This window comes from Pseudomonas karstica (assembly GCF_009707515.1).
GTDB classification, from domain to species: domain Bacteria; phylum Pseudomonadota; class Gammaproteobacteria; order Pseudomonadales; family Pseudomonadaceae; genus Aquipseudomonas; species Aquipseudomonas karstica.
Genome location: NZ_WLYI01000027.1, coordinates 41,350 through 66,214 on the forward strand (window position 1 = coordinate 41,350; position 24,865 = coordinate 66,214).

Annotated in this window: 24 protein-coding genes and 1 tRNA gene; 11 read left to right on the forward strand and 14 right to left on the reverse strand. The window is 59.3% G+C overall.

Annotated elements, in window-relative coordinates; all coding sequences use genetic code 11:
• Nucleotides 1–40: 40 nt before the first annotated feature.
• The 5 genes from GIR22_RS19015 to GIR22_RS19035 all read right to left on the reverse strand — a co-directional run bounded on the left by GIR22_RS19015 (nucleotide 41) and on the right by GIR22_RS19035 (nucleotide 4,613).
• Complete coding sequence (locus GIR22_RS19015) at nucleotides 41–724, reverse strand: DUF899 domain-containing protein (protein WP_154744810.1); 684 nt, start codon at nucleotides 722–724, stop codon at nucleotides 41–43.
• A gap of 169 nt (nucleotides 725–893) precedes the next feature.
• A tRNA-Phe gene (locus GIR22_RS19020) sits at nucleotides 894–969 on the reverse strand.
• Between the two features lie 103 nt (nucleotides 970–1,072).
• Nucleotides 1,073–1,345, reverse strand: a complete 273-nt coding sequence (locus GIR22_RS19025; RefSeq protein ID WP_154744811.1) for an oxidative damage protection protein — start codon at nucleotides 1,343–1,345, stop codon at nucleotides 1,073–1,075.
• Complete coding sequence (mutY, locus tag GIR22_RS19030; RefSeq protein ID WP_154744812.1) at nucleotides 1,342–2,409, reverse strand: A/G-specific adenine glycosylase; 1,068 nt, start codon at nucleotides 2,407–2,409, stop codon at nucleotides 1,342–1,344. The genes GIR22_RS19025 and mutY overlap by 4 nt, the downstream gene beginning before the upstream one ends.
• Nucleotides 2,406–4,613 (reverse strand): AsmA family protein, encoded by a 2,208-nt coding sequence (locus GIR22_RS19035; RefSeq protein WP_154744813.1) that lies wholly within the window; start codon nucleotides 4,611–4,613, stop codon nucleotides 2,406–2,408. Before GIR22_RS19035 ends, mutY begins: the two co-directional genes overlap by 4 nt.
• A gap of 297 nt (nucleotides 4,614–4,910) precedes the next feature.
• Here GIR22_RS19035 and GIR22_RS19040 point away from each other — a divergent pair, with 297 nt between their 5' ends.
• The 6 genes from GIR22_RS19040 (at nucleotide 4,911) to hisF (ending at nucleotide 9,954) form a co-directional block, all read left to right on the forward strand.
• Nucleotides 4,911–6,572 (forward strand): OFA family MFS transporter, encoded by a 1,662-nt coding sequence (locus GIR22_RS19040; protein WP_154744814.1) that lies wholly within the window; start codon nucleotides 4,911–4,913, stop codon nucleotides 6,570–6,572.
• A gap of 190 nt (nucleotides 6,573–6,762) precedes the next feature.
• Nucleotides 6,763–7,356, forward strand: coding sequence for an imidazoleglycerol-phosphate dehydratase HisB (gene hisB / locus GIR22_RS19045; protein ID WP_154744815.1), 594 nt, complete (start codon nucleotides 6,763–6,765; stop codon nucleotides 7,354–7,356).
• Nucleotides 7,356–7,994 carry an imidazole glycerol phosphate synthase subunit HisH gene (hisH, locus tag GIR22_RS19050; RefSeq protein ID WP_154744816.1) on the forward strand — a complete coding sequence of 213 codons (639 nt, stop codon included), beginning with the start codon at nucleotides 7,356–7,358 and terminating at the stop codon, nucleotides 7,992–7,994. The genes hisB and hisH overlap by 1 nt, the downstream gene beginning before the upstream one ends.
• Entirely contained in the window at nucleotides 7,994–8,251 is a 258-nt protein-coding gene (locus GIR22_RS19055; RefSeq protein ID WP_154744817.1) for a DUF2164 domain-containing protein, read from the forward strand. Before hisH ends, GIR22_RS19055 begins: the two co-directional genes overlap by 1 nt.
• Before the next feature lie 99 nt (nucleotides 8,252–8,350).
• Entirely contained in the window at nucleotides 8,351–9,100 is a 750-nt protein-coding gene (gene hisA, locus GIR22_RS19060) for a 1-(5-phosphoribosyl)-5-[(5-phosphoribosylamino)methylideneamino]imidazole-4-carboxamide isomerase (RefSeq protein ID WP_154744818.1), read from the forward strand.
• Nucleotides 9,101–9,183: 83 nt separating this feature from the next.
• Nucleotides 9,184–9,954: an imidazole glycerol phosphate synthase subunit HisF gene (gene hisF, locus GIR22_RS19065; RefSeq protein WP_154744819.1), complete on the forward strand. Its 771-nt coding sequence runs from the start codon at nucleotides 9,184–9,186 to the stop codon at nucleotides 9,952–9,954.
• Between the two features lie 94 nt (nucleotides 9,955–10,048).
• Here the strand turns inward: hisF and GIR22_RS19070 are convergent, their stop codons facing one another.
• The 4 genes from GIR22_RS19070 to gpmI all read right to left on the reverse strand — a co-directional run bounded on the left by GIR22_RS19070 (nucleotide 10,049) and on the right by gpmI (nucleotide 15,097).
• Complete coding sequence (locus GIR22_RS19070; RefSeq protein WP_154744820.1) at nucleotides 10,049–10,831, reverse strand: divergent polysaccharide deacetylase family protein; 783 nt, start codon at nucleotides 10,829–10,831, stop codon at nucleotides 10,049–10,051.
• 1 nt (nucleotide 10,832) lies between these two features.
• On the reverse strand, nucleotides 10,833–12,140 hold the full coding sequence (locus GIR22_RS19075; RefSeq protein WP_154744821.1) for a S41 family peptidase: 1,308 nt from the start codon (nucleotides 12,138–12,140) through the stop codon (nucleotides 10,833–10,835).
• A 30-nt stretch (nucleotides 12,141–12,170) separates the two neighbouring features.
• Entirely contained in the window at nucleotides 12,171–13,433 is a 1,263-nt protein-coding gene (locus tag GIR22_RS19080) for a murein hydrolase activator EnvC family protein (RefSeq protein ID WP_154744822.1), read from the reverse strand.
• Nucleotides 13,434–13,570: 137 nt separating this feature from the next.
• A complete protein-coding gene (gpmI, locus tag GIR22_RS19085; protein ID WP_154744823.1) occupies nucleotides 13,571–15,097 on the reverse strand; it encodes a 2,3-bisphosphoglycerate-independent phosphoglycerate mutase in 1,527 nt (508 codons plus the stop codon).
• Nucleotides 15,098–15,247: 150 nt separating this feature from the next.
• On the opposite strand from gpmI, the gene GIR22_RS19090 reads away from it, so the two are divergent.
• The 3 genes from GIR22_RS19090 to secB are packed head-to-tail and all read left to right on the forward strand — an operon-like array spanning nucleotide 15,248 to nucleotide 16,439.
• Entirely contained in the window at nucleotides 15,248–15,661 is a 414-nt protein-coding gene (locus GIR22_RS19090; protein ID WP_154744824.1) for a rhodanese-like domain-containing protein, read from the forward strand.
• Between the two features lies 1 nt (nucleotide 15,662).
• On the forward strand, nucleotides 15,663–15,917 hold the full coding sequence (gene grxC, locus GIR22_RS19095; protein ID WP_154744825.1) for a glutaredoxin 3: 255 nt from the start codon (nucleotides 15,663–15,665) through the stop codon (nucleotides 15,915–15,917).
• Nucleotides 15,918–15,953: 36 nt separating this feature from the next.
• Complete coding sequence (gene secB, locus GIR22_RS19100) at nucleotides 15,954–16,439, forward strand: protein-export chaperone SecB (RefSeq protein ID WP_154744826.1); 486 nt, start codon at nucleotides 15,954–15,956, stop codon at nucleotides 16,437–16,439.
• A 178-nt stretch (nucleotides 16,440–16,617) separates the two neighbouring features.
• On the opposite strand, the gene GIR22_RS19105 is transcribed toward secB, so the two are convergent.
• Nucleotides 16,618–17,073 (reverse strand): tRNA (cytidine(34)-2'-O)-methyltransferase, encoded by a 456-nt coding sequence (locus tag GIR22_RS19105; RefSeq protein WP_154744827.1) that lies wholly within the window; start codon nucleotides 17,071–17,073, stop codon nucleotides 16,618–16,620.
• Between GIR22_RS19105 and GIR22_RS19110 the strand changes: the two genes are divergently transcribed.
• Nucleotides 17,072–17,512 carry a hypothetical protein gene (locus GIR22_RS19110; protein ID WP_154744828.1) on the forward strand — a complete coding sequence of 147 codons (441 nt, stop codon included), beginning with the start codon at nucleotides 17,072–17,074 and terminating at the stop codon, nucleotides 17,510–17,512. The two genes, GIR22_RS19105 and GIR22_RS19110, sit on opposite strands and share 2 nt — an antisense overlap.
• 353 nt (nucleotides 17,513–17,865) lie before the next feature.
• Here the strand turns inward: GIR22_RS19110 and ntrC are convergent, their stop codons facing one another.
• The 4 genes from ntrC to glnA form a co-directional block, all read right to left on the reverse strand.
• On the reverse strand, nucleotides 17,866–19,299 hold the full coding sequence (gene ntrC / locus GIR22_RS19115; protein WP_154744829.1) for a nitrogen regulation protein NR(I): 1,434 nt from the start codon (nucleotides 19,297–19,299) through the stop codon (nucleotides 17,866–17,868).
• Nucleotides 19,296–20,381, reverse strand: coding sequence for a nitrogen regulation protein NR(II) (glnL, locus tag GIR22_RS19120; RefSeq protein ID WP_154744830.1), 1,086 nt, complete (start codon nucleotides 20,379–20,381; stop codon nucleotides 19,296–19,298). The genes ntrC and glnL overlap by 4 nt, the downstream gene beginning before the upstream one ends.
• A gap of 518 nt (nucleotides 20,382–20,899) precedes the next feature.
• On the reverse strand, nucleotides 20,900–21,436 hold the full coding sequence (locus GIR22_RS19125; protein WP_154744831.1) for a chorismate mutase: 537 nt from the start codon (nucleotides 21,434–21,436) through the stop codon (nucleotides 20,900–20,902).
• Between the two features lie 183 nt (nucleotides 21,437–21,619).
• On the reverse strand, nucleotides 21,620–23,026 hold the full coding sequence (gene glnA / locus GIR22_RS19130) for a glutamate--ammonia ligase (protein ID WP_154744832.1): 1,407 nt from the start codon (nucleotides 23,024–23,026) through the stop codon (nucleotides 21,620–21,622).
• A 333-nt stretch (nucleotides 23,027–23,359) separates the two neighbouring features.
• On the opposite strand from glnA, the gene thiI reads away from it, so the two are divergent.
• Nucleotides 23,360–24,814, forward strand: coding sequence for a tRNA uracil 4-sulfurtransferase ThiI (gene thiI, locus GIR22_RS19135; RefSeq protein ID WP_154744833.1), 1,455 nt, complete (start codon nucleotides 23,360–23,362; stop codon nucleotides 24,812–24,814).
• Nucleotides 24,815–24,865: the final 51 nt, after the last annotated feature.

The following is a 24,865-nucleotide window of genomic DNA, read 5'->3' on the forward strand; positions in this document are numbered from 1 at the left end:
TCAATGACAATGCGTTGCTGGTTCTCCTGGTGAAGAGTGATCAGTCGCCGTATTCATCGTGTCGACGCAGCCAGCTGTAGGGCTCGGTCTGCGGCCAGCCTTTCGGTGAGTCCTCCCAGGTTTCCTGGCGTCCCCAGGGTGTCAGGTCCAGGTAAGTCCAGTGGCTACCCAGATGTTCAACGCCACGGGCGCCGGTGAAGTACGTGCGGTAGAGGTTGTCGCCGTCGCGTAGCAGGACACTGACGCCGTGCTTTTCGCCTTGGCGGGTGGTCGCGCCGAAGTCGGCATTGAAGTCGCTGCCCAAAGATGAATACCAGGGCAGGTCCCAACCCATGCGTTTCTTATAGGCTTCAAGCTGCTTCAAAGGTGCCCTGGACACCAGCACCAGCGATGTATTGCGTGCATGCAAGTGAGCGAGGTGAGGCATTGCCTCCACAACCCAGGAGCATCCAGAGCAACCTTGGGACCAATCCGGCGCGAACATGAAGTGGTAGACGATGAGTTGACGACGACCTTCGAACAGATCCAACAGACTCACCTGGCCGGTGTTGCCGTCGAAGCGGTAGTCATTCTTGATCTCGACCATCGGCAACCGGCGACGCTCGGCGTTGAGAGCGTCCTGCGCGCGGGTCAGGGCTTTTTCTTTGATCAGCAGTTGGCTGAGGGCGGTATCCCATTCTTGCGCCGAGACGATCTCGGGCAGTGGGGGGGTTGAGGTCGTCATGCGGGGATCCTCGTTCCTGGCGCCGAAGAAGCTGTGTGGCGGCCACTACGTTTCTCAGGATAGATCAAGAATGTTCAGGAGAGGCGCGTTTGCTTTGCCTTTCATCGTCAAATTCCAGGCAATAAAAAACCCCAAGGAATTATCTTCGCTTGGGGTTTTTCGGTATTAGTGGTGCCCAGAGACGGAATCGAACCGCCGACACGGGGATTTTCAATCCCCTGCTCTACCGACTGAGCTATCTGGGCAACGGGGCGCATTAAACGGGTTTTTCAGGGGGTCGTCAAGCAAGTTTTCAAAAAATATTTAACTATTACCGTCGCTTACGTTCCAACCCCCGATTTTGATCAATTATTCGGCAGGCGGCACGTAGCCGTCGGCCTTGGCATAATCCTCGCCGGAAAAAAACTTGTCCATCTCGCCTTGAAGGTATTTGCGGTCTTCGGCGTTCATCATGTTCAGGCGTTTTTCGTTGATCAGCAGGGTCTGGTGTTTCTGCCAATCGCCCCAGGCCTGGGCGGAAACGTTGTCATACACGTCCTGGCCCTTGGCGCCAGGATAAGGAGGGCGCTCCAGGCCTGGCAGTTCTTCTTTGTACTTGCGGCACATTACGATGCGGGTCATGACGAAACTCCTGCGTTCAATACGTCAGCCGCGCGCTTCAGCAGTTTTTTCACCGGGGCGGCGAGGCCCAGGCGCGGCGGGGTGGCGAGGTTATACCAGAGCCAGTCGGCCTCGGCCACGTGATGGGCCGACTCCTGGACCTGGACCAGCCAGGGTTCGATAGCCAGTTGGAAGTGGCTGAAGGTGTGAATCAGGCTCGGCAGCTCCTGATGCTTGCCCAGTTCCAGCGAGTGCTGGAGCGCCAGGTGTTCCAGGTCGCCCAGGTCATCCAGTTCCGGCAAGCTCCAGAGGCCGCCCCACAGGCCCGTGGAAGGGCGACGGTAAAGCAGGATCGCGCCCTCTCCGTTGGCCAGCAGTGGCATCAGCGTACGCTTTTGCGGCACGGTTTTGCGTGGCTTGGGTATCGGGTAGCGGGTCTCCAGGCCCAGCATGTGGGCTTCGCAGTCTTTTTCCAGCGGGCACAGCAGGCAACTGGGCTTGCTGCGGGTACAAAGGGTGGCGCCCATGTCCATCATGGCCTGGGTGTAGGCATTGACGCGGGACTGGGGTGTGAAGCGCTCTGCGGTGGCCCACAACTGCTTGGCAACCTTGGGCTCGCCCGGATAACCCTCTTGCGCCGTAAAGCGCGCCAGCACCCGCTTGACGTTGCCATCGAGGATCGGTGCCCGCAAGCCCATGCTCAGGCTGGCAATGGCACCGGCGGTGGACAGGCCGATACCCGGCAAGTCAGTGAGTTTTTCGACGTCGCGAGGAAACTCGCCAGCGTATTGCGCGACGACGATTTTTGCGGTCTTTTGCAGGTTGCGTGCCCGGGTGTAGTAACCCAGCCCGGTCCACAGGTGCAGTACTTCGTCTTCCGGCGCCGCTGCCAACGCTTCGACCGTTGGCAGCGATGCCATGAAGCGGTCGAAGTAATTCAGCACGGTGCTGACCTGGGTCTGCTGCAACATGATTTCCGAGACCCATACCCGGTAAGGTGTGATGCCCTGTTGCCAGGGCAGGTCGTGGCGACCGTGATGGTCATACCAATCCAGCACCGCCGTTGAAAATTGCTCGTTTCTCATCGATTGAACAAGCCTTTCAGGGCGTCTTTGAGCTTGGGGTTTACCTTGTCGAGCTTCTCTTCAAGTTTCTCGCCGAGCTTGTTGCCGGCCGCCTTGATGGCGACCTGGCTCAGGCCGTCCTTGTCCAGGCGGCAAGCCTTGGCGCCCAACTCCAGCGGGCCGCGGCAGCGCAGGGGGACTTCGATGCCCCGGAAGTTCGAACCCACCTGGCAAGCAGGGTCCGGCATATCACGCTTGTCGCCTTCGACGATGATGCCTACACGGTAGTCCATGCCCAGCACGCGCAGGTCGACGTCACCGTTGCCGTTGACGGTCAGGCCGGGAATGCGCACTTTCAGGTCCGGATTGCTGGCCACGCCGTTACGGAAGGTCAGGTTGCCCTTGAGCTCCTGGAAAGGTGTGTCCTTGCCCCGTGGTTCGCTGCTGAGGGTTTTGCGGTTGAGCAAGGCGATGCCGGTGCACAACTGCTGTTCGATATTGGCATTGAGCAACACGCCGTTGGTGATCACGAAGCTGGCGGTGCCGTTGAGGCTGTCGATCAAGGCTTTCTGGCTGTTGCCACGGCCGCTCAGGTTGCTGTCGAGGGTGACTTGGCCCTTGATCGGCGGTTTTTTCCCTTGGGCTTGCAGGATCTGCTCCACCGGCACTTGCTTGATGTGGGTTTGCAGGGCAAGCACCGGTACATCCTGGCGTACGTCGAGGTTGCCGTTGGCTTGGAAGGTGCCGTTGTAGAGGCCACCGCTCAGGGTGTCGAGCTTGAGCTGGCCGCCCAGGCCGGAGGCTTTGAGTGCTGCGTTCTGGATCGGCAGCTGGCTCAGGGTCAGTTGGCCGAATGCAAGGTCAGCATCCACGTCCAGGGTGCGCAGGCGAGTCAGCGGCAACAGTTTGTCGGTGCTCCAGGCGCCTTTGGTCGGAGCGTCGGGCAGCGGTGAGTTGCCACCTGTGGCCATGGCGCCGGCTTCGCTACTCTGGACTTCGGCCTGGCGGGCGGCGGCGGCACTGTTGGCCGCCTCGGACTTGGCTGGCAGGTAGTTGTCGGCGTTGAAGGTGTCTGCCTTGAGCTGGAGGCGCAAGGATTGCTTGGCGAAATCGTCCACGGCGATGCGACCGGTGAAGGTGCTGGCGTCGAGTTTCAGGTTGAGGTCTTCCAGGGCCAGGCTGGTAGGCGTGCCCTTGAGGCGGCTGACCAGTTCGACCTTGCTCAGGCTGCCTGGGGCCATGGCCGGCAGGGTGTGGCCGACGCTATCGAGGAACTTGGCCAGGTCGAACTGGGCGATCGACAGGGCGCCGCTGATCTGCGGTGTCTTGTCCAGGTCGTTGACCTTCAGTTCGCCCAAGGCCCGCAGTTGGTTGGCCGAGAGTTTCAGGCTGGTCCATTCGGCAATATTGGCCGACATGTCTACCAACAACTGGCCTTGGGTCGCGAAGCTCAAGGTCTTGTCTTGCAGCGGCTCGCCGGTGGCTTCACCGGAAAACTTCATGTCTTCAAACTGATAGCGCTTGAGCGCGCGATCAAAGCGCAGTTCACCGCTGAGCTCACTCTTGACCCGCATGACCGGCTGGTTGCTGCCGAAAAAGGCTGTCAGCTTGACCGGGATGCTCGTGCCTTCATGCACGGCTCCGGTGCTCAACTGGATGCTTTCGGCGCTGAACTGCTTGCCGGTCTGTTCGTCGTGGTATTCGATGCGAGCGTTGTTGACCGTCAGGCTGTCGATGTCCAGGCGGATTGGCTGCGAGGGCTTCTGCGCAGCTGGCGCGGCATCGGGTGTGGCCGGGGCATCAGTGGCAGAGGCGAGCGGAGTAGCCTTGCCGATGTCTTCCCAGTTGCCGTGGCCTTGCTTGTCACGGTTCAGGCGCAGGTTCAGGCCTTCGACACGTACGTCGCTCATCTGCACTTCGCGGCGCAACAGGGGCAACACGCGCACCGACAGGCCGAGCATTTGCAGGTCGGCGAACGGTTGGGTCGGGTTGGCCAGGGTCGCGACGCTGGCTTCGTGCAATTCCAGGCCCAGCCAGGGGAACAGGCTCCAGCCGATGTCGCCATTGAGCGTCAGCTCGATGTGGGCCTTGTCGCGGGCTATCTGGCGGATCTCGTCTTTATAGTCGTTGGGATCGAAGAGATGGGTCAGGGCAAAGCCTAGAGCCACAATGATCAGCAACAGCCCGAGGAGCACCAGACCCAGGATTTTGCCGAACGCTTTCATGGGCGAGTCCTTGTATGTCGATTTCAAAAATTAGCCAAAGAGTATAACGCCCGCAGGCGTGCGGCTGTTTATGGATCGTTACATGGAGTCAAACAAAACAGATATCACTGAAAAAGGTGATGTCAGTTTGGTTTTTCTGTCACCCACAGATGCTAATCTCTGCGCGTTCGTCCGCCTTCTGCGACTAAACGTCGCGCTTACAGGGAGCTTTACTCAACAAAACGGCCACGCCTTGCGTGCAAAGGCCGAGGGGAAGAGTGCCTGACGGACGCATACTAATAACTGGGGGAAACACCAATGACCACTAGCACTGCGGCAGGTATCACTGCCGCACAGCCTGCGTTCCTGTCCAAGGAGCGCATCATCGCCAAACCTGGCTTCAACCGTTGGCTGGTACCACCGGCCGCCCTGGCCATCCACCTGTGCATCGGCATGGCTTATGGCTTCTCGGTATTCTGGCTGCCACTGTCCAAGGCCCTGGGCATTACCACTCCCGTGGCTTGCGCGCCGGACATGAGCTTTATCGCTCAAGTCTTTTCGTCCCAATGCGACTGGCCCATCTCCATGCTGGGCTGGATCTACACCCTGTTCTTCATCTTCCTGGGCTGCTCGGCAGCGATCTGGGGTGGCTGGCTGGAACATGCCGGGCCACGTAAGGCGGGCGTTGTTTCGGCATTGTGCTGGTGTGGCGGCCTGTTGATCTCTGCGTTGGGGATTTATACCCACCAGATATGGCTGATGTGGATCGGCTCCGGGGTCATTGGTGGCATCGGTCTGGGCCTGGGCTACATCTCACCGGTCTCAACCTTGATCAAGTGGTTCCCGGACAAGCGCGGCATGGCCACTGGCATGGCAATCATGGGCTTTGGTGGCGGCGCGATGGTCGGGGCTCCCCTGGCGGCGGCGCTGATGGGGCACTTTGCTTCGCCTACCAGTGTTGGCGTGTGGCAGAGCTTCCTGGTGATGGCCGCGATCTACTTCGTATTCATGATCGGCGGCGCTTTGTCCTACCGCGTTCCGCCGACCGGCTGGAAGCCTGAAGGCTGGTCTGCGCCGGTGAAAAAAGCCAGCAGCGCGATGATCACTCACCGTCACGTGCACGTTAACGTGGCCTGGAAAACTCCACAGTTCCGCCTGGTGTGGTTGGTGCTGTGCCTGAACGTATCCGCCGGTATTGGCATCCTCGGCATGGCCTCGCCACTGCTGCAGGAAGTGTTTGGTGGCAAGTTGCTGGGCGTTGATGTGCCGTTCGGTCAACTGGATGCTGGCCAACTGGCTTCCATCGCGGCCATCGCGGCCGGCTTCACCGGCCTGCTGAGCCTGTTCAACATTGGTGGCCGGTTCTTCTGGGCTTCGTTCTCGGATTACCTTGGCCGCAAAAACACCTACTTCGTGTTTTTCGCCCTGGGCTTTGCCCTGTATGCGCTGATCCCGAACCTTGGGCATCTGGGCAGCGTGGCGCTGTTCGTGGCGGCGTTCTGCGTCATTCTGTCGATGTACGGCGGTGGTTTTTCGACGGTCCCGGCCTACCTGGCGGACCTGTTCGGCACGCAAATGGTCGGTGCGATCCATGGTCGTCTGCTGACGGCATGGGCGGCGGCTGGTGTGTTGGGCCCGGTGTTGGTGAACTACCTGCGTGAGTATCAGTTGAGCATTGGCGTGGAACGCGCTGCTGCTTACGACATCACCTTGTACATCCTCGCGGGGCTGCTGGTGCTGGGCTTTATCTGCAACCTGCTGGTACGACCGGTTGCCGACAAGTACTTCATGACCGACGAGGAACTGGCGGCCGAACAGGCGCTGGGTCATGACAAAGGTGCTGATGCGACCACCGTGCTGGAGTGGAAAGCCAACCCAAGCACCGTGCCGATGGCCATTGCGGCCTGGTTGGCGGTGGGTATTCCGTTGGCGTGGGGTGTGTGGGTGACCCTGCAGAAGACGGCGGTACTGTTCCACTAACACCGCTATAGCTGATCGTTCCCATGCTTTGCGTGGGAGCGATCATCAATCAAAAGCCCGCTTGCTTCCACATGTACGCACATGTCTATTTCCGACGCTCCATCAGTCTTATCCCCTCCGATGTTTCTGTTTAGCGCCCGCGCCCCTATAATGGCTGCCTTTTTCGCCCAATGATTTTGCGGAGCTGGTGATGGCCGAACGTAAGGCGTCTGTCGAGCGCGATACCCTGGAAACCCAGATCAAAGCCTCGATCAACCTGGATGGCACCGGAAAGGCCCGATTTGATATCGGTGTACCTTTTCTTGAGCACATGCTGGACCAAATTGCCCGTCATGGGCTGATCGACCTGGATATCGTCAGCAAGGGCGACCTGCATATCGACGACCACCACACCGTGGAGGATGTCGGTATCACCCTCGGCCAGGCTTTTGCCAAGGCCATCGGCGATAAAAAAGGCATCCGTCGTTACGGCCACGCCTATGTGCCGCTGGATGAAGCGCTGTCGCGGGTGGTCATCGACTTCTCCGGCCGTCCTGGCCTGCAGATGCACGTGCCGTATACCCGTGCCACCGTGGGCGGTTTTGACGTTGACCTGTTCCAGGAATTTTTCCAGGGCTTCGTCAACCACGCCAACGTCAGCCTGCACATCGACAACCTGCGCGGCACCAACACCCACCACCAGATCGAGACCGTCTTCAAGGCCTTCGGTCGCGCCCTGCGCATGGCCGTGGAGCTGGACGAGCGTATGGCTGGGCAAATGCCGTCGACCAAGGGCGTCCTGTAATGCAGACGGTCGCGGTTATCGACTACGGCATGGGTAACCTGCACTCGGTGGCCAAGGCCCTTGAGCACGTAGGTGCCGGCAAGGTATTGATCACCAGCGATGCCGATGTGATTCGAGAAGCCGACCGGGTGGTATTCCCGGGGGTAGGCGCGATTCGCGACTGCATGGCCGAGATTCGCCGCCTGGGCTTCGACAGCCTGGTGCGCGAAGTCAGCCAGGACCGGCCGTTTCTCGGTATCTGCGTGGGCATGCAAGCCTTGCTCGACAACAGTGAAGAGAACGGCGGCGTCGACTGCATCGGCCTGTTCCCTGGCCAGGTGAAATTCTTCGGCAAGGACCTGCATGAAGACGGCGAGCACCTGAAAGTCCCGCACATGGGCTGGAACGAAGTTCGTCAGACCGTGGATCACCCACTGTGGCACGAGGTCCCGGACCTGGCGCGTTTCTACTTCGTCCACAGCTATTACATCGCCGCCGGTAATCCGGGCCAGGTGGTGGGTGGTGGGCATTACGGCGTCGACTTCGCCGCGGCCCTGGCTGATGGTTCGCGCTTTGCCGTGCAGTTCCATCCGGAGAAGAGCCATACCCATGGCCTGCAATTGCTGCAGAACTTCGCCGCCTGGGACGGGCGCTGGTAATGGCCAGGAAGGTCAAGCCGCCGATCTTGACCCTCACTCCCCAGCAGGAGAGTGAGGCGACCGACAAGATCAAGCGATTCATGGAGGATCGCTTCGAGCTCAAGCTGGGCTCGTTCGAGGTGGCTGAGATCCTCGAGCTGTTCACCACCGAAATTGCTCCGCACTATTACAACCGGGCGATTTTCGATGTGCAGGCGCACCTTAAAGAAAGGTTCGAAAGCATCGAAAGTGATTTGTGGGCGCTTGAAAAGAATTGAAGCAGCTGCAAGCTCCACGCTTAAAGCTGCAAGAATTGAAACGCGTGCTTGCTTGCAGCTTATCGCTCGCAGCTTGCAGCTCTTTGACGAAGGAAAAGCATGCTCATTATTCCCGCTATCGATCTCAAGGACGGCGCTTGCGTACGTCTGCGCCAGGGCCGCATGGAAGACTCCACGGTGTTCTCCGATGACCCGGTGAGCATGGCCGCCAAGTGGGTGGAAGGCGGCTGCCGTCGCCTGCACCTGGTGGACTTGAACGGTGCGTTCGAAGGTCAGCCAGTAAACGGTGAAGTGGTCACTGCGATCGCCAAGCGCTATCCGAACCTGCCGATCCAGATCGGCGGTGGGATTCGCTCCCTGGAAACCATCGAGCACTACGTGAAAGCGGGCGTGAGCTACGTGATCATTGGCACCAAGGCCGTGAAAGATCCGGCGTTCGTGGCTGAAGCTTGCCGTGCGTTCCCGGGCAAGGTCATCGTTGGCCTGGACGCCAAGGACGGTTTCGTCGCCACTGACGGTTGGGCTGAAATCAGCACCGTGCAAGTGATCGACCTGGCCAGGCAATTCGAAGCTGACGGCGTATCCGCCATCGTTTACACCGACATCGCCAAAGACGGCATGATGCAGGGCTGCAACGTACCGTTCACCGCTGCGCTGGCTGCTGCAACAAAAATTCCCGTGATCGCTTCCGGTGGTATCCACAACTTGGGCGATATCAAGTCGCTGCTGGACGCCAAGGCCCCGGGGATCATCGGTGCTATCACAGGTCGTGCGATTTATGAAGGCACTCTGGATGTGGCAGAGGCTCAAGCTTTCTGTGATGGCTACGCGGCCAGCTCCAAGTTCTAAGCCGTAAGCTGCAAGTAGAAGCCGATCTGCTTCTACTTGCAGCGTGTAGCTTGTAGCTTGCAATTCTTATCGGAGATAAGTCCATGGCGTTAGCCAAGCGCATCATCCCTTGCCTGGATGTCGACAATGGTCGCGTGGTCAAGGGCGTCAAGTTCGAGAACATCCGTGACGCCGGCGACCCGGTGGAAATCGCCCGTCGTTACGACGAGCAAGGTGCTGATGAGATTACCTTTCTAGACATCACCGCCAGCGTTGATGGTCGTGACACCACGCTGCATACCGTCGAGCGCATGGCCAGCCAGGTGTTTATCCCACTGACCGTCGGCGGTGGCGTGCGCACCGTGCAAGATATTCGCAACCTGCTCAATGCAGGGGCCGACAAGGTCTCGATTAACACCGCCGCGGTGTTCAATCCAGAGTTCGTTGGCGAAGCCGCGCAGCATTTCGGTTCACAATGCATCGTCGTTGCCATCGATGCCAAGAAGGTTTCCGGGCCGGGCGAAACCCCGCGCTGGGAGATTTTCACCCACGGCGGGCGCAAGCCTACCGGGCTGGACGCGGTGGAGTGGGCGATGAAGATGGAAAGCCTGGGTGCCGGGGAAATCCTGCTGACCAGCATGGACCAGGACGGCATGAAAAACGGCTTCGACCTGGGTGTGACCCGTGCCATCAGCGATGCCCTGGGCATTCCCGTGATCGCTTCCGGTGGTGTCGGCAACCTGCAGCATCTTGCCGATGGTGTGATCGAAGGCCATGCCAGTGCGGTACTGGCTGCGAGCATTTTCCATTTCGGCGAATACACCGTTCCCGAGGCCAAGGCCTACATGGCCGCGCGCGGCATCGTCGTACGCTAAACGTCACTGGGCCCCATGGCACGGCCTGGGCTTGCCATGGGGCTCGGTAACCGTTCAGGGTCGGCGCAGGTGTAGCTATTAACGCAACGAAGCGCTAGCGGTATTTACCGTCTTTGCCATGCCCCGCCATGGCTTGGTTACTGCGCACACTGATCATCAACTTGATATTGATCCACTCGACGCCCTGGGCCTTGAGTTTGGGCAACTCGCGCTCCAGCACTGCCAGGGTCTGTGGATAGGGGTGGCCGATCATCACCGCCGAACCCTGTTTGTGGGCCAGCTTGATGGCGGTCTGCAGTTGCTGGGTGATGGCCGCCTCGTTGCGTTCGTCATCGAGAAATACATCCCGCGAAACGCTGGCCAGGCCGATTTTCTGCGCTTGGGCAGCGGCCACGGTCTTGGCGCTGGTGCGGCTGTCGAGGAAGAACTTGTGGCGCCGTTGCAATTCGCCCATCAGCCAGGCCATGGCTTCAGGCTGTGCGGTCATGCGACTGCCCATGTGGTTGTTGGTGCCACTGGCGTAGGGCACGGCCTTGAAGGCTGCGTCCAGGCGTTTGCCAAGTTCTTCGATGGACAGCTCGGGATGCCAGGCAAACGGGCCAGTGGCAGGGTCCATGGGCATGTGCAGGATGACAATTTTGCCGGCGCGATGAGCCTCGCGGGCAAACTCGGCAGCATGCGGGGTGTCGGGCATGATCGCCGTGGTGACCGGGCCGGGCAAGGCCAGCACGCGACGATCACGGGGCAGGTTCTGGCCGAGGTCGTCGATGATCAAGCTCAGGTAGGCCTTGTGGGGCGTGGACTCGCCGCTGATCGGGGCGCCTTGGGCAACCCCGGCCAGACAGCATAGCAACGTGATGATCAGTCCATAATGCATATCAACGGTTACGCGTAATGCTCAGGCCCTTGAGCAGGCTCAGCGCCTGGGCCAACTGGTAATCGTCGTCCTGAGGCATCGGCTTGGCTTTTTTGCTGCTGCCGGTGGGCTGGTCGGCGCCGCCATTGCCATTGCCCAGGTGGCCTTGCAGGTCTGCTTCCTTGAAGTACTCGTTGTCCGCTTCGTTGGTAATCTTGGCCTGGCGCACTTCAATATCCGGCACGATGCCTTGGGCCTGGATCGAGCGGCCATTGGGCGTGTAATACAGCGCCGTGGTGATCTTCAGCGCTCGCTCGTTGTTGAGCGGCAGCACGGTTTGCACCGAGCCTTTGCCAAAGCTGGTGGTGCCCATCAGCACGCCGCGTTTTTGGTCCTGCAGGGCGCCGGCAACGATTTCCGAGGCCGAGGCACTGCCGCCGTTGATCAGCACGGCCAGTGGCACATTTTCGCTAAGGTCGTTGCCGGTGGCGGAGAAGCGCAGCTCAGAGTTGGCAATACGGCCCTTGGTGTAGACGATCAGGCCCTTGGTGATGAAGTGGTCCACGACCTCTACTGCCGACTGCAGTACGCCGCCCGGGTTGTTACGCAGGTCGAGGACGATACCGTTGAGTTTCTTGCCATTGTCCTTGCGCAGCTTGGCCAGGGCCTTGGCCACTTCTTCACCGGTCTTGACCTGGAACTGGGTAATACGGATGTAGCCGTAACCTGATTCGAGCAACTGGCTCTTCACGCTCTTGACCGTAATGGTGGCCCGCGTCAGGGTCACGTCAAACGGGGCGCCGCCGTCGCGCACCAGGGTCAGGGTGATTTTCTGGCCGACCTTGCCGCGCATCTTGTCCACGGCTTCGGTCATGGTCTGGCCACGGGTCGGCTGGCCGTTGATCTTGACGATCAGGTCGCCGGCCTGGATCCCGGCTTTGGACGCGGGGGTGTCGTCGATTGGCGAGACCACTTTGATCATGCCGTCTTCGCTGCCCACTTCAATGCCCAGGCCACCAAATTCGCCGCTGGTGCTTTCCTGCAGCTCGGCGAAATCTTCAGGCCCGAGGTAGGCAGAGTGCGGGTCGAGGTTGCTGAGCATGCCCTTGATGGCATTTTCCAGCAGGGCCTTGTCGTCCACAGGTTCGACATAAGCGGCCTTGATCCGGTCCATGACCTCGGCAAAGGTACGCAACTCGTCCAGGGGCAGTGGCGCCTTGGTGGTCGCTGCAACGGCTGGCGGGGCGGTCTGGTCGGCAAATGCCAAAGGCGCGCCGATCACCAGGGCGATCGTCAGGGCCAGCGAAGTGAGGCGGGACAAATGCAGCATGTCGAACGAACTCCTAGTTAGATGCGCCCCTTATCCTTGGGTGCGACACCATTTGGCGGGATCGCTCGGGCGACCCTGCTGACGAATAGCGAAGTACAGCGCCGGGGAGCCCTGGCCGCCACTGTTACCGACAGTGGAGATGGATTCACCGGCTTTTACAACATCACCTGCCGCTTTGAGCAACGTCTGATTGTGGCCGTAAAGGCTCAAGTAGCCATTGCCGTGGTCAAGAATCACCAGCAAACCGGCGCCTCGCAACCAATCGGCAAACACCACGCGGCCACCATGAACAGCATGTACCTGGCTGCCGGCGGCGGCGCTGATCATCACGCCATCCCACTTGGCGCGGGTGTCGTCGCCACGGGTTTGACCAAAGCGTGCAAGCAATCGACCATCAACAGGCCATGGAAGTTTGCCTCGGGACGAAGCGAAAGGCCCACCGTAGGACACGCCAGCGCTGGAAACCAGTGGGCCAGGCGCTGGTGTGCGCGGGGCATCGGTTTCACTCTGGCGCTTCTTTTGTGCTTCCTGTTGGGCGATCAGCGCTTTTTGTCGCGCTTGTTCGGCCTCGCGGGCTTGGCGGGCCAGGGTTTCCTCGATGGTTTTCAGCACCTTGGCCAGGTCGGCCTGGTCCTGCTGGCGGGCCTTGAGCTTGGTGTCGCGGGCTTTCACGTCTTTATTGAGCGTGGCCAGCGCCTGCTGACGCTCCTTGCGGACCTTGTCCAGTTCACTGCGCTGAGTGTCGAGGCTGCTTTTTTGTTCCAGCAACTGCGCCTGTTGCTGAGATATTTCCTGCTCGACGTTGGCCAACTGGCGCAGGGTCTCGTTGAAGCTTTTCAACTGCTCCAGGCGGGCTTTGCTCAGGTAGTCGTAATAAGTGAGGGTACGGGCGAATCTTTCCGGGTTCTGCTGGTTGAGCAGCAGCTTGAGGTATTCCTGGCGCCCGTTCTGGTAGGCGGCCCGAGCCTGGATCGCGATCAGGCGTTGCTGTTCAACGCGTGCGCTCTGGAGTTTTTTTTTCTCAGCGTCGAGTCGCTCCAGTTCCGACTCGCTCTTCTTTAGTTCTTTTTGTAGCTCCTGGACCTGTTTCTCCAGCTTGCCCATCTCGGTTTCTGTACCGCGCAGGTCTTTTTGTACTCCGGATTTCTCTTCCTGGAGTTTGCCGAGCAGTTTCTTCAGCTCGGTAATGTCCTGACGCGTAGCGTCCAACTGTTGTTGGGTTTGTGCGCGCTCATCGGCAAACGCCGGTTGAAGCAGGCAGACAATAGCGAGGGTAATCAAGGCGCGAAGCATAGAGGCGGGCGACACCAGGGAAAGGGACGGCCTAGTATGCCCGCCAAGCGCTGCAAAAAAAACGCCTCAAAGCCAACTGCTTTGAGGCGTTCGTCATAAAAAGCCATTTATGGCGATTTAATTGGTCGATTTTGCCGTTAAACCAATATCGAAGTGCCAGTCATCTCGGCAGGCTTCTCCAACCCCATCAGCTTCAACATGGTCGGGGCCACGTCTGCCAGTACGCCACCTTCGCGTACTTTCAGGTCGCGCTTGCCGACATAGATGAACGGCACTGGCTCGGTGGTGTGGGCGGTGTGGGCCTGGCCGGTGGATTCGTCGGACATTTGCTCGCAGTTGCCGTGGTCGGCGGTGATCAGCGCTTCGCCGCCGACTTTTTCCAGGGCGTCGACGATGCGGCCCACGCACAGGTCCAGGCATTCCACGGCTTTGACCGCAGCTGCCAGGTTGCCGCTGTGGCCGACCATGTCACCGTTGGCGTAGTTGACCACAATCACGTCGTAACGTTGGTGCTCGATGGCGTCGACGATCTTGTCGGTGACTTGCGGTGCGCTCATTTCCGGCTGCAAGTCGTAGGTGGCGACTTTGGGCGACGGGATGAGGATCCGCTCTTCGCCCGGGAAGGGTTCTTCACGACCGCCGGAAAAGAAGAAGGTCACGTGGGCGTATTTTTCGGTTTCGGCGATGCGCAGTTGTGTCTTGCTGTTTTTTGCCAGGTAATCACCCAGCACGTTTTCCAGGCTGCCCGGGGCAAAGGCGGCGGGGGCCGGGATGCTGGCGGCGTATTGGGTCAGGCCCACGTAGCTGACTTTTGGCTGGCGAGCGCGCTCAAACTCTTTGAAATCGTCTTCGACAAACACGCGGCTCAGTTCACGGGCACGGTCGGCGCGGAAGTTCATGAACACTACGGCGTCGCCGTCTTGCACTTTCACCGGCTCGCCAATGGTGGTGGCTTTGACGAATTCATCACTCTCGCCACGGGCATACGCGGCGTCGAGGCCTTCCTGGGCAGTGGCTGCATTGAATTGGGCGTTGCCATCGACGATCAGGTTGTAGGCCTGGGAAACGCGATCCCAGCGGTTGTCACGATCCATGGCGAAGTAGCGGCCCACCAGGCTGGCGATGCGGCCCTTGCCCAATGCGGCGAAGGTGGCATCCAGTAGTTCGATGGACGATTGCGCACTTTTCGGTGGGGTATCGCGGCCGTCGAGAAAGGCGTGCAGGTAGATCTTTTCAGCGCCGCGCTTGCTGGCCAGTTCGGCCATGGCGACCAGATGGTCCTGATGGCTATGCACGCCGCCATCGGACAGCAGGCCCATAAAATGCACGGCCTTGCCGGCGGCCACGGCTTTATCCACCGCAGCACAGATGGTCGGATTCTCGAAGAACTCCCCGTCGCGGATGGATTTGGTCACGCGAGTGAAGTCCTGGTATACCACTCGTCCGGCGCCCAGGTTCATATGGCCGACTTCCGAGTTGCCCATCTGGCCGTCCGGCAGGCCCACGTCCATGCCAGAACCCGAGATCAGGCCGTTGGGCACGGTAGCGCTCAGGCGGTCCAGTACGGGCTTGTTGGCCGAGTACACGGCGTTGTCGTGCTGGCTTTCACTGTGTCCAAAGCCATCGAGAATTATCAGGACCAAAGGTTTAGGCGTGGTAGTCATAGATCCTCTCGCGGCGGTAATTGAAGAAGGGGATTGAAAAGGGAGTGGCAGTTTAAAGCGAAGTTCCGATGACGTCACCGCTTTACGGGGGTTGGCCGGCCATGACGGCTGTGTATACTTACCGCCATTTTAACGCCCTGGAACCTCCTGATGGTTGATCACCTGATTGCATTTGCCACTTCCCACTATTTGCTCGTCGGCGCCTTCGTCGTACTGCTGGCGCTGCTGATCGTTCATGAGATGAGCCGCGGTGGCCGCAGCCTCAGTACCGCCGAGCTGACCGCCCTGGTCAACAAGGACCAGGCCGTTGTCGTCGATATCCGCCCGGCCAAGGATTTTGCCGTCGGTCACATTGTCGGCGCGCTGCACATCCCGCAGGACAAGCTTATTTCGCGCCTGGCCGAGCTGGAAAAGCACAAGGCCAAGACCATCATCCTGGTGGACGCCCAAGGCCAGCATTCCGGTGCTCATGCTCGTGAAATGCTGAAAACCGGGTTCACTGCCGCCAAGCTGTCCGGTGGTATCTCCAGCTGGCGCGCTGATAACCTGCCGTTGGTAAAGTGATATGAGCCAGGTTGTCGTTTATTCCAGCGATTGGTGCCCTTACTGCATGCAAGCCAAGGCTCTGCTTGAGAAAAAGGGCGTTGCCTTCGAAGAGATCAAGGTCGATGGCAAACCCCAGGTGCGCGCCGAGATGGCCCGGCAGGCAGGGCGCACGTCCGTGCCGCAGATCTGGATCGGCGACAAGCACATCGGTGGATGCGATGACCTGTTCGCCCTGGAGCGCGCTGGTAAGTTGGACACGCTGCTTCACGCCTAAACCCTAAAAGACCCCAAGATCAAGTAAGGATCTGCGATGACTGACCAACAGAACACTGAAGCAGCAGCAGAAGAGGCTCAAGGCCCGCAATTTTCCCTGCAGCGTATCTATGTGCGAGACCTGTCGTTCGAAGCACCGAAAAGCCCGGCGATCTTCCGCCAGGAATGGACCCCAAGCGTTGCCCTGGACCTCAATACCCGTCAAAAGGCCCTGGAAGGCGACTTCCACGAGGTCGTGCTGACCTTGTCTGTGACCGTCAAGAATGGCGAGGAAGTGGCCTTCATCGCTGAAGTGCAACAGGCCGGTATCTTCCTGATCCAAGGCCTGGACGACGCGTCCATGAGTCACACCCTGGGCGCTTTCTGCCCGAACATCCTGTTCCCGTATGCCCGTGAGACCCTGGACAGCCTGGTCACCCGTGGCTCGTTCCCGGCACTGATGCTGGCTCCGGTGAACTTCGATGCCCTGTATGCGCAAGAGCTGCAGCGTATGCAACAGGAAGGTGCACCAACGGTTCAGTAAGACCGCTGATGTACAAAAAAGCGCCGTAACAGGCGCTTTTTTTATTGGGCGTGAACGCAACCCATTGTAGGAGCGAGCTTGCTCGCGAAAAACGCTAACGATGGCGCGGGCATCCTGAATGTACGCGGCGCTCTCAGGTTTTTCACGAGCAAGCTCGCTCCTACAGTGGGTTGCGCTGTTATTTGAAGCCCAGTTGCCGCCAGCCTTCGTAGACAGCGACGGCCACGGTGTTGGACAGGTTCAGGCTGCGGCAGCCTTCGCGCATGGGCAGGCGCAGGCGATGTCCATCGGGCAGGGCGTCGAGTACATCGGCTGGCAGGCCACGGCTTTCCGGGCCGAACAGGAAGGCGTCGCCTTCGACAAAGCTGGCATCATGAAACGGCCGCGAGCCTTTGGTGGTGAAGGCAAACAGACGAGGATGGCCCAGGCTTTCCAGGCAGCTTGGCAGGTCTGCGTGACGTTGCAGGGTGGCATACTCGTGGTAGTCCAGGCCCGCTCGGCGCAGGCGTTTGTCGTCCATGTCGAAGCCCAGGGGCTCGATCAAGTGCAGATGGCAGCCACTGTTGGCGCACAGCCTGATAACGTTGCCGGTATTCGGCGGAATTTCTGGTTGAAAAAGGATGACGTGAAACATGCACGGCTCCGAAGGCAAAGATGCGTTGCATTCTACCCCTGAAGAAGACCCCAGGCCGAAGCTATTGCCGAGGGTTTTGGGCTCATTGGCGATTGTCGGTTTGATGGTGGGCTTGATGATCGGTCGGCTGACCACTCAGGACCCGGTCGAGTTACAACAGGTAGAGCCTGCCACTGACGGCGTGGTGCTGTGGTTCAACAGCGAGCCCAAGCTGCACGGCGAGCATGTCGACGGTACGGTGGCGCTGTTATTCGACGCCCAGGGCAAGGCTGGTAGCGGGCAGCTCCAGGTCAATGAAAAGCATGTGAACTGGCATGTACGCAAGACCGATGGTGGTTTGCTGCTGAGTCTGGTGGCGGCTCGGCCCTTGCGGGGGGAATGGCTGGGGGAGAAGGTCGAGGGGCGCTGGCGGTTGGAGATCCATCTCCAGGAGCAATAAAAGAGGGAGTTCCCGGCCTGCCTGTACCAGGGCTCCCAAAACGGTGAAGGGTGCTATGCGATGTGCATCAAGCTCCCTGGGTGTAAAGAGGGGGATTCTCGGCCTGCCTGTACCAAGGTCCCCAAAACTGGGTAGTACAGGAGTTATTGCAGGGCGCGTGCCAGAGTTGTGATGGTGTGCCAAAAAATAGCGTTGGAAAGCACAAAGCCCCGGATTACGGGGCTTTGCTATTTTTGACTCTGAAGATTTCTTTGAGAACGGCCGGGGTTTGTGCGCGATGCCGGTTCGCGGTGCATTGAAGCGGTGCATTGACCGTTCCCGCGCGGCGCATGGGAACAATCACTGGGTGTGTATCAACCCTCATCGCCCTCATCATCTGCACCATCCACCTTCATCCCCAGCTCCTTGATCTTGCGCGTCAAGGTGTTGCGGCCCCAGCCCAGCAGCACCGCGGCATCACGGCGGCGGCCGGCGGTGTGCTTGAGGGCGATCTCGATCATGATTCGCTCGAAGGCCGGCACGGTGCTGTCCAGCAAGTTCGATTGACCGCGTGCCAGAGCCTGGTCGGCCCATTGGCGCAGGGCTTGTTCCCAGTTGGTCACCGGAGTCGAATCCTGGGGCAGGCTCAGCAGTTCAGGCGGCAGGTCGCTGATGTGCACTTCACGCCCGGACGCCATCACCGTGATCCAGCGGCAGGTATTTTCCAGCTGGCGTACGTTGCCCGGCCACGGCAGGTTCTTCAGGTATTCCTCGGTTTCGCTTTTCAGCAGCTTGGGCTCGACGGCCAGCTCCTGGGCGGCGCGGCTGAGGAAGTGACGGGCCAGGGTCGGGATGTCTTCGCGGCGATCCGACATCCGTGGAATATGGATACGGATGACATTGAGGCGGTGGAACAAGTCTTCCCGGAACTTCCCTGCGTGTACCAGGGTTTCCAGGTTCTGGTGGGTGGCGGCGATAATTCGCACGTCGACCTTGACCGGCGTATGCCCGCCCACGCGATAGAACTCTCCGTCCGCCAGCACCCGCAGCAACCGCGTCTGGGTGTCGGCCGGCATGTCGCCGATTTCATCGAGAAACAGCGTGCCACCATCGGCTTGTTCAAAGCGGCCGCGGCGCAGGTTGGCCGCACCGGTAAACGCGCCTTTTTCATGGCCGAACAGCTCGGACTCCATCAAATCCTTCGGGATCGCCGCCATGTTCAGCGCGATGAACGGCGAGGCCGCCCGTGGGCTGTGGCGGTGCAGGGCGTGGGCGACCAGTTCTTTACCGGTACCGGACTCGCCATTGATCAGCACAGTGATATTGGAGTGGCTCAAGCGCCCAATGGCACGAAACACTTCCTGCATCGCCGGTGCTTCGCCGATGATTTCCGGGGTGCGGGTCAGAGTCGGTACCACCTCCTGGCCTTGTTGTTCCTGGGCATGCTGGTTGGCACGCTTGACCAGAGCCACCGCTTCGTCGACATCGAATGGCTTGGGCAGGTATTCAAAGGCACCGCCCTGATAGGACGCGACAGCGCTGTCCAGGTCCGAGTGCGCGGTCATGATGATCACCGGCAAGCGTGGGTGCTGCTCGCGAATCCGTGCCAGCAAGTCCAGGCCACTGGCACCGGGCATGCGGATGTCGGAGATGATCACGTCGGGTTGCTGGCGTGCCAGGCGGCTCATCACCCCGTCGGCGCTGTCGAAGCTCTGGGTGGTCATGCCCTCTTGTTGCAAGGCTTTCTCCAGGACCCAGCGGATAGAACGGTCGTCATCGACGATCCAGACAGTTTCACTACGGCTCATGTCGATGGGGCTCCTTGTTCCAGTGGCAGGAAGATCGAGAAAGTGGTGTGGCCAGGATGGCTCTCACACTCGATCAGGCCCTGGTGCTGGCTGATGATGTTCTGAGTAATGGCCAGGCCCAGCCCGGTACCATCCGGGCGGCCACTGACCATGGGGAAGAAGATGGTTTCCTGCAGTTCGGCTGGAATACCCGGACCGTTGTCGATGATCTCGACTTTGGTCACCAGGCGATGACGCACATGGCCGATGGTGAACTGGCGCAAGGCGCGAGTGCGCAGGCTGATGCGGCCCAGGCGCAATTCGTTCTGGCTGCTGATGGCCTGCATGGCGTTGCGCACAATATTGAGCACTGCCTGGATCATCTGTTCGCGGTCGATCAGCACGTCGGGAATGCTCGGGTCGTAGTCGCGCACCAAGGTGATACAGCCTTGGCTTTCGGCCTCTACCAGTTGGCAGACGCGCTCCAGCACTTCATGCACATTGGTCATCGCCAGGGATGGCAGTTTATTGGAGCCGAGCATGCGGTCCACCAGGTTGCGCAGGCGGTCAGCCTCTTCAATGATGACGTTGGTGTAGTCCTTGAGATTCTCGTCCGGCAGCTCGCGGGCCAACAACTGAGCAGCACCGCGAATCCCGCCTAGCGGGTTCTTGATCTCATGGGCCAGGCCGCGTACCAGCATCTTGCTGGTTTCCTGCTTGGATAGCTGCGCCTCCTCCTTGGTGATCCGCAACAAACGGTCACGAGGGTGGACCTCTAGCAGCAGTAAGGTCGCGCCGTTGCTGAGAATGGGTGTTACGGCGTAGTCGACGGTCAAGGACTGGCCGGTGAGGGCGGTGAGCATCGCTTCGCGCTTGGTGAACGGATGCGCCTGTTCCACTGCCTGGCGCAAGGAACTCAAGGCCTCGGCGGACTCAGTGAACAGCTCGCTGATGAATTGTCCGTGGCTGCGCTGACCGCTGATGGCCAGGAGCATCTCCGCCGCGGGGTTCATGTACTCAAGACGCAGTTGGTCATTGAGCAGGATCGTCGCGGTGGTCAGGTTGTCGAGTAGCAAACGGTGCAGTGCGTCGCTGATGGTCATTAGGACCTCTTTTGGAGCAACGCGCGGGCTTGAGGCACGCGCTGATACAAGGAAAATGCAAAAACCAAACCAAGGCTCCGAAAAGAAGCGTGATGGCCCTGAAATAAGCGGTTAAGGCGCGAAACTGTGGCGTTTTGCCAGCTTGCACGGAAAGTTTCGAACCAAAATGGGCTGGGTTAGTGGGAAGGGTGCGGCGTGTCGCACCAATATAGTGCGGTTTTACAAAGTCTGTTCAGGAACTACTCGATGATCGTTCCCGCGCTCTGTGTCGCGCCTTGCGCAAGGCTTGAGTCATGCACGTATGGCGGGACGCAGAGCGTCCCAGGAGGCATTCCCACGCGGAGCATGGGAACGAGGGGGCCGTGAGATATGGATCGTTCCCACGCTCTGCGTGGGCATGCAGCCCGTGACGCTCTGCGTCACACCTTGCGCAAGGCTTGAGTCATGCACGTATGGCGGGACGCAGAGCGTCCCAGGAGGCATTCCCACGCGGAGCATGGGAATGCGCAGATGCCTGTTCAGCCTTGGTAGATGCACAGCTCGGCCGTGGCGCGGATCATTGCCAGTTGGTGCAATGGGTCGTTCAGAGGTTCGTGATTAGCCTGTGCCAGCCATTGCGGGCACTGTGGGTTGGTGCGCTCCGGGGCGAAGTCCGCGAGCTGTCGCAGCAGGCGCTTTTGCAGTTGGTCCAGTTGCGGGCGAATGGTCCCCACCAAATCAGGGCGCGGCTCATTGGGTGCCTTGCCTTGCAAGTGCCAGTCAGACAGGTGGGCGTACTGCACCAATTTATTCGCCTCGATCTGTGCCGAGAAAAACTGCTCGGCTGACGCCGGCGCCAGTTTGTAGCTCGGGGCCTGGGCTACAGCGCTGGCAATCACATCCCGTTCCCGCGCCCGGTCTTCAACCGGTTTGTGGCTGTCCCATTTGCTCAGGGCCACCTGGTCGGCGATGGCCAGGCGCTCGGCAATGCTGTCGAGCAGTGGGGCCAAGGTCGGTGGGGCGGCGGTAGCGGTGGCGCTGGCGAACATCAAGGCAAGCACGAATCGAAATTTCAAAGGAGATCCCCTGTAGGAGCGAGCTTGCTCGCGAAGGTCATTAACGATAACGCGTAAATGTTGAAAAAAATGCGGTGTCTTTGTGTTTTTCGCGAGCAAGCCCGCTGCTAAAAAATCCGCGCAAAAAAAAGACCTCCCGAAGGAGGTCTTTCTCGTCACGCTACGTCAAGCAGCGCTACCGGATCAGCAGCTGTAGTACAGCTCGTATTCCAGTGGGTGTACGAAGGTGCGGACCTTGATTTCTTCTTCGCTTTTCAGGGCGATGTAGGCATCGATAAAGTCGTCACTGAACACGCCGCCTTTGGTCAGGAACGCACGGCCCTTGTCCAGCTCTTCCAGGGCTTCTTTCAGGCTGCCGCACACTTGTGGGATCTCTTTGGCCTCTTCAGGCGGCAGGTCATACAAGTTTTTGTCGGCGGCGTCGCCTGGGTGGATCTTGTTCTGGATGCCGTCCAGGCCAGCCATCAGCAGTGCAGCGAAGCCCAGGTACGGGTTGGCTGCTGGATCCGGAAAACGGGCTTCGATACGGCGAGCACGAGGGCTGGACACGTAAGGAATGCGGATCGAGGCGGAACGGTTGCGAGCCGAGTAGGCCAGCATCACTGGTGCTTCGAAACCTGGGACCAGGCGCTTGTAGGAGTTGGTCGACGGGTTGGTGAAGCCGTTCAGGGCCTTGCCGTGCTTGATGATACCGCCGATGAAGTACAGGGCAGTGTCGGACAGGCCGGCATAACCTTCGCCAGCGAAGGTGTTCTTGCCATCTTTGGCAATGGACAGGTGAACGTGCATACCTGAACCGTTATCGCCATACAGCGGCTTGGGCATGAAGGTAGCGGTACGGCCGTAGGCATCAGCCACGTTGTGTACGCAGTACTTCAGGGTCTGAACTTCGTCAGCTTTTTTCACCAGGGTGTTGAACTTCACACCGATTTCGTTCTGGCCGGCAGTTGCCACTTCATGGTGGTGAACTTCGATGACCAGGCCCATCTCTTCCATGGCGTTGCACATGGAGGTACGGATTTCGTGGTCGTGGTCAAACGGTGGAACCGGGAAGTAGCCGCCTTTGATACCTGGACGGTGGCCCTTGTTACCGCCTTCCACGTCCTGGTCGGACATCCACGAACCTTGTTCGGAGAAGATCTTGAACATCGAGCCGGAGATGTCGGACTTGAACTTCACTTCGTCGAAGATGAAGAACTCAGGCTCCGGGCCTACGAATACGGTGTCGCCGATACCGGTGGATTTCAGGTATTCCTCGGCGCGCTTGGCGATCGCACGTGGGTCGCGGTCGTAGCCTTGCATGGTCGAGGGCTCGATCACGTCGCAAACCAGGATCAGGGTTGGTTCTTCAGTGAACGGGTCGAGTACGGCGGTGCTGTCGTCCGGCATCAGGATCATGTCGGAAGCTTCGATGCCTTTCCAACCGGCAATGGAGGAACCGTCGAACATTTTACCTTCTTCGAAGAAGGCTTCATCCAGCGCGTCGCGAGCCGGCATGGTCACGTGGTGCTGAGTGCCTTTGGTGTCCGTGAAGCGCAGATCAATCCATTTAACGTCATGATCTTTGATGAGTTGAACCGACTTCGACATAGTGTCCTCCGGGTGGCTTCGGGCTGGGTAGTGGAGTTAGCCCTTGGAATGTGGGTGATGCCGGCGCGAATACTCGACCAAGGCAACCTGCCTCACAAGGGAGCAAATTGCATGCCAGTGCGCCAACATGGCTTTTTTGCTTCAAAATGGCCCCTATAAAGGTGCAATCGGCTAAAGCGGAACAAATTGCGCACTCTAATGTAGCGTTAAAACCTTGATGCGCCCCGTTTTAGTGCGCTCAAAGCCGTTTGCATATTAACTGGTTAAACCTTGAGCTATTTCCGCTATAATCCGCGCCCCCCTTTTTCGGCTGGCCCTGTGCGCGCTGTTTCCATGAAATTAATCGTCAAAGTCTTCCCCGAGATCACCATCAAGAGCCGACCGGTACGGATGCGTTTCATCCGCCAATTGGCCAAGAACATCCGTGCCGTGCTCCGCGATCTGGACCCGGCTGTGGTGGTGAACGGCGTGTGGGACAATCTCGAGCTGGAAACCCGCATTACCGACCGCAAAGCCTTGAAGGACATGACCGAGCGCCTGAGCTGCATGCCGGGCATCGCTCATTTCCTGCAGGTCGATGAGTACCCGCTGGGGGATTTCGACGACATCACCGAGAAGTGCAAACAGCATTTCGGCGCTGAGCTTGAAGGCAAGATATTTTCCGTGCGCTGCAAGCGTGCCGGCAAGCACCCGTTCAGCTCCATGGATGTCGAAAAATACGTTGGCAGCAAGCTGCGCCGTGAATGCGCCGCCGCCGGAATTTCCCTGAAAGAGCCGCAAATTGAAGTGCGCATGGAAATTCGCGACCAACGGTTGTTTGTGATCCACAGCCAGCACAACAGCATCGGTGGCTACCCATTGGGGGCCCTGGAACAGACTTTGGTGCTGATGTCTGGTGGTTTCGACTCCACCGTGGCGGCCTACCAGATCATGCGTCGCGGGCTGATGAGCCACTTCTGCTTCTTTAACCTGGGCGGGCGTGCACATGAATTGGGCGTGATGGAAGTCGCGCACTACATCTGGAAGAAGTACGGCAGCTCCCAGCGCGTGCTGTTTGTCAGCGTGCCGTTCGAGGAAGTCCTGGGAGAAATTCTCGGTAAAGTCGATAACAGTCATATGGGCGTGGTATTGAAGCGTATGATGTTGCGCGCGGCGTCCCGAATTGCCGATCGACTGCAGATCGAGGTACTGGTGACGGGGGAAGCGATTTCCCAGGTGTCCAGCCAGACGCTGCCAAACCTGTCGTTGATCGACTCTGTGTCCGAGAAGCTGGTATTGCGCCCGCTGATCGCCAGCCACAAGCAGGACATCATCGACCTGGCCAACGAAATCGGTACCGCCGACTTCGCCAAGCATATGCCTGAATATTGCGGGGTCATCTCGGTGAACCCCAAGACCCACGCCAAGCGCAACCGCGTGGAGTACGAAGAGCAACAGTTCGACATGGCAATTCTTGAGCGAGCGCTCGAGAACGCCAAACTGGTACCAATCGATCGAGTAATCGACGAATTGGGCCAGGATTTGCAGATCGAAGAAGTCAGCGAAGCTCTGGCCGGTCAGATCGTCATCGACATTCGTCACCCGGATGCCGCTGAAGACGAGCCGCTGGGCATTCCTGGCATCGACGTACAAACGCTGCCGTTCTATGCACTGAACGCGCGTTTCAAGGAACTGGATGACAGCCGTCAGTACCTGTTGTATTGCGACAAAGGCGTGATGAGTCGCCTGCATGCCCACCATTTGCTCAGTGAGGGGCATGCCAATGTGCGCGTTTATCGACCGAGCTAAGAGCCCGGGGCTGTTTGCCTGTGGCCTGCGTCACCGGCCCCCCGACTCTGC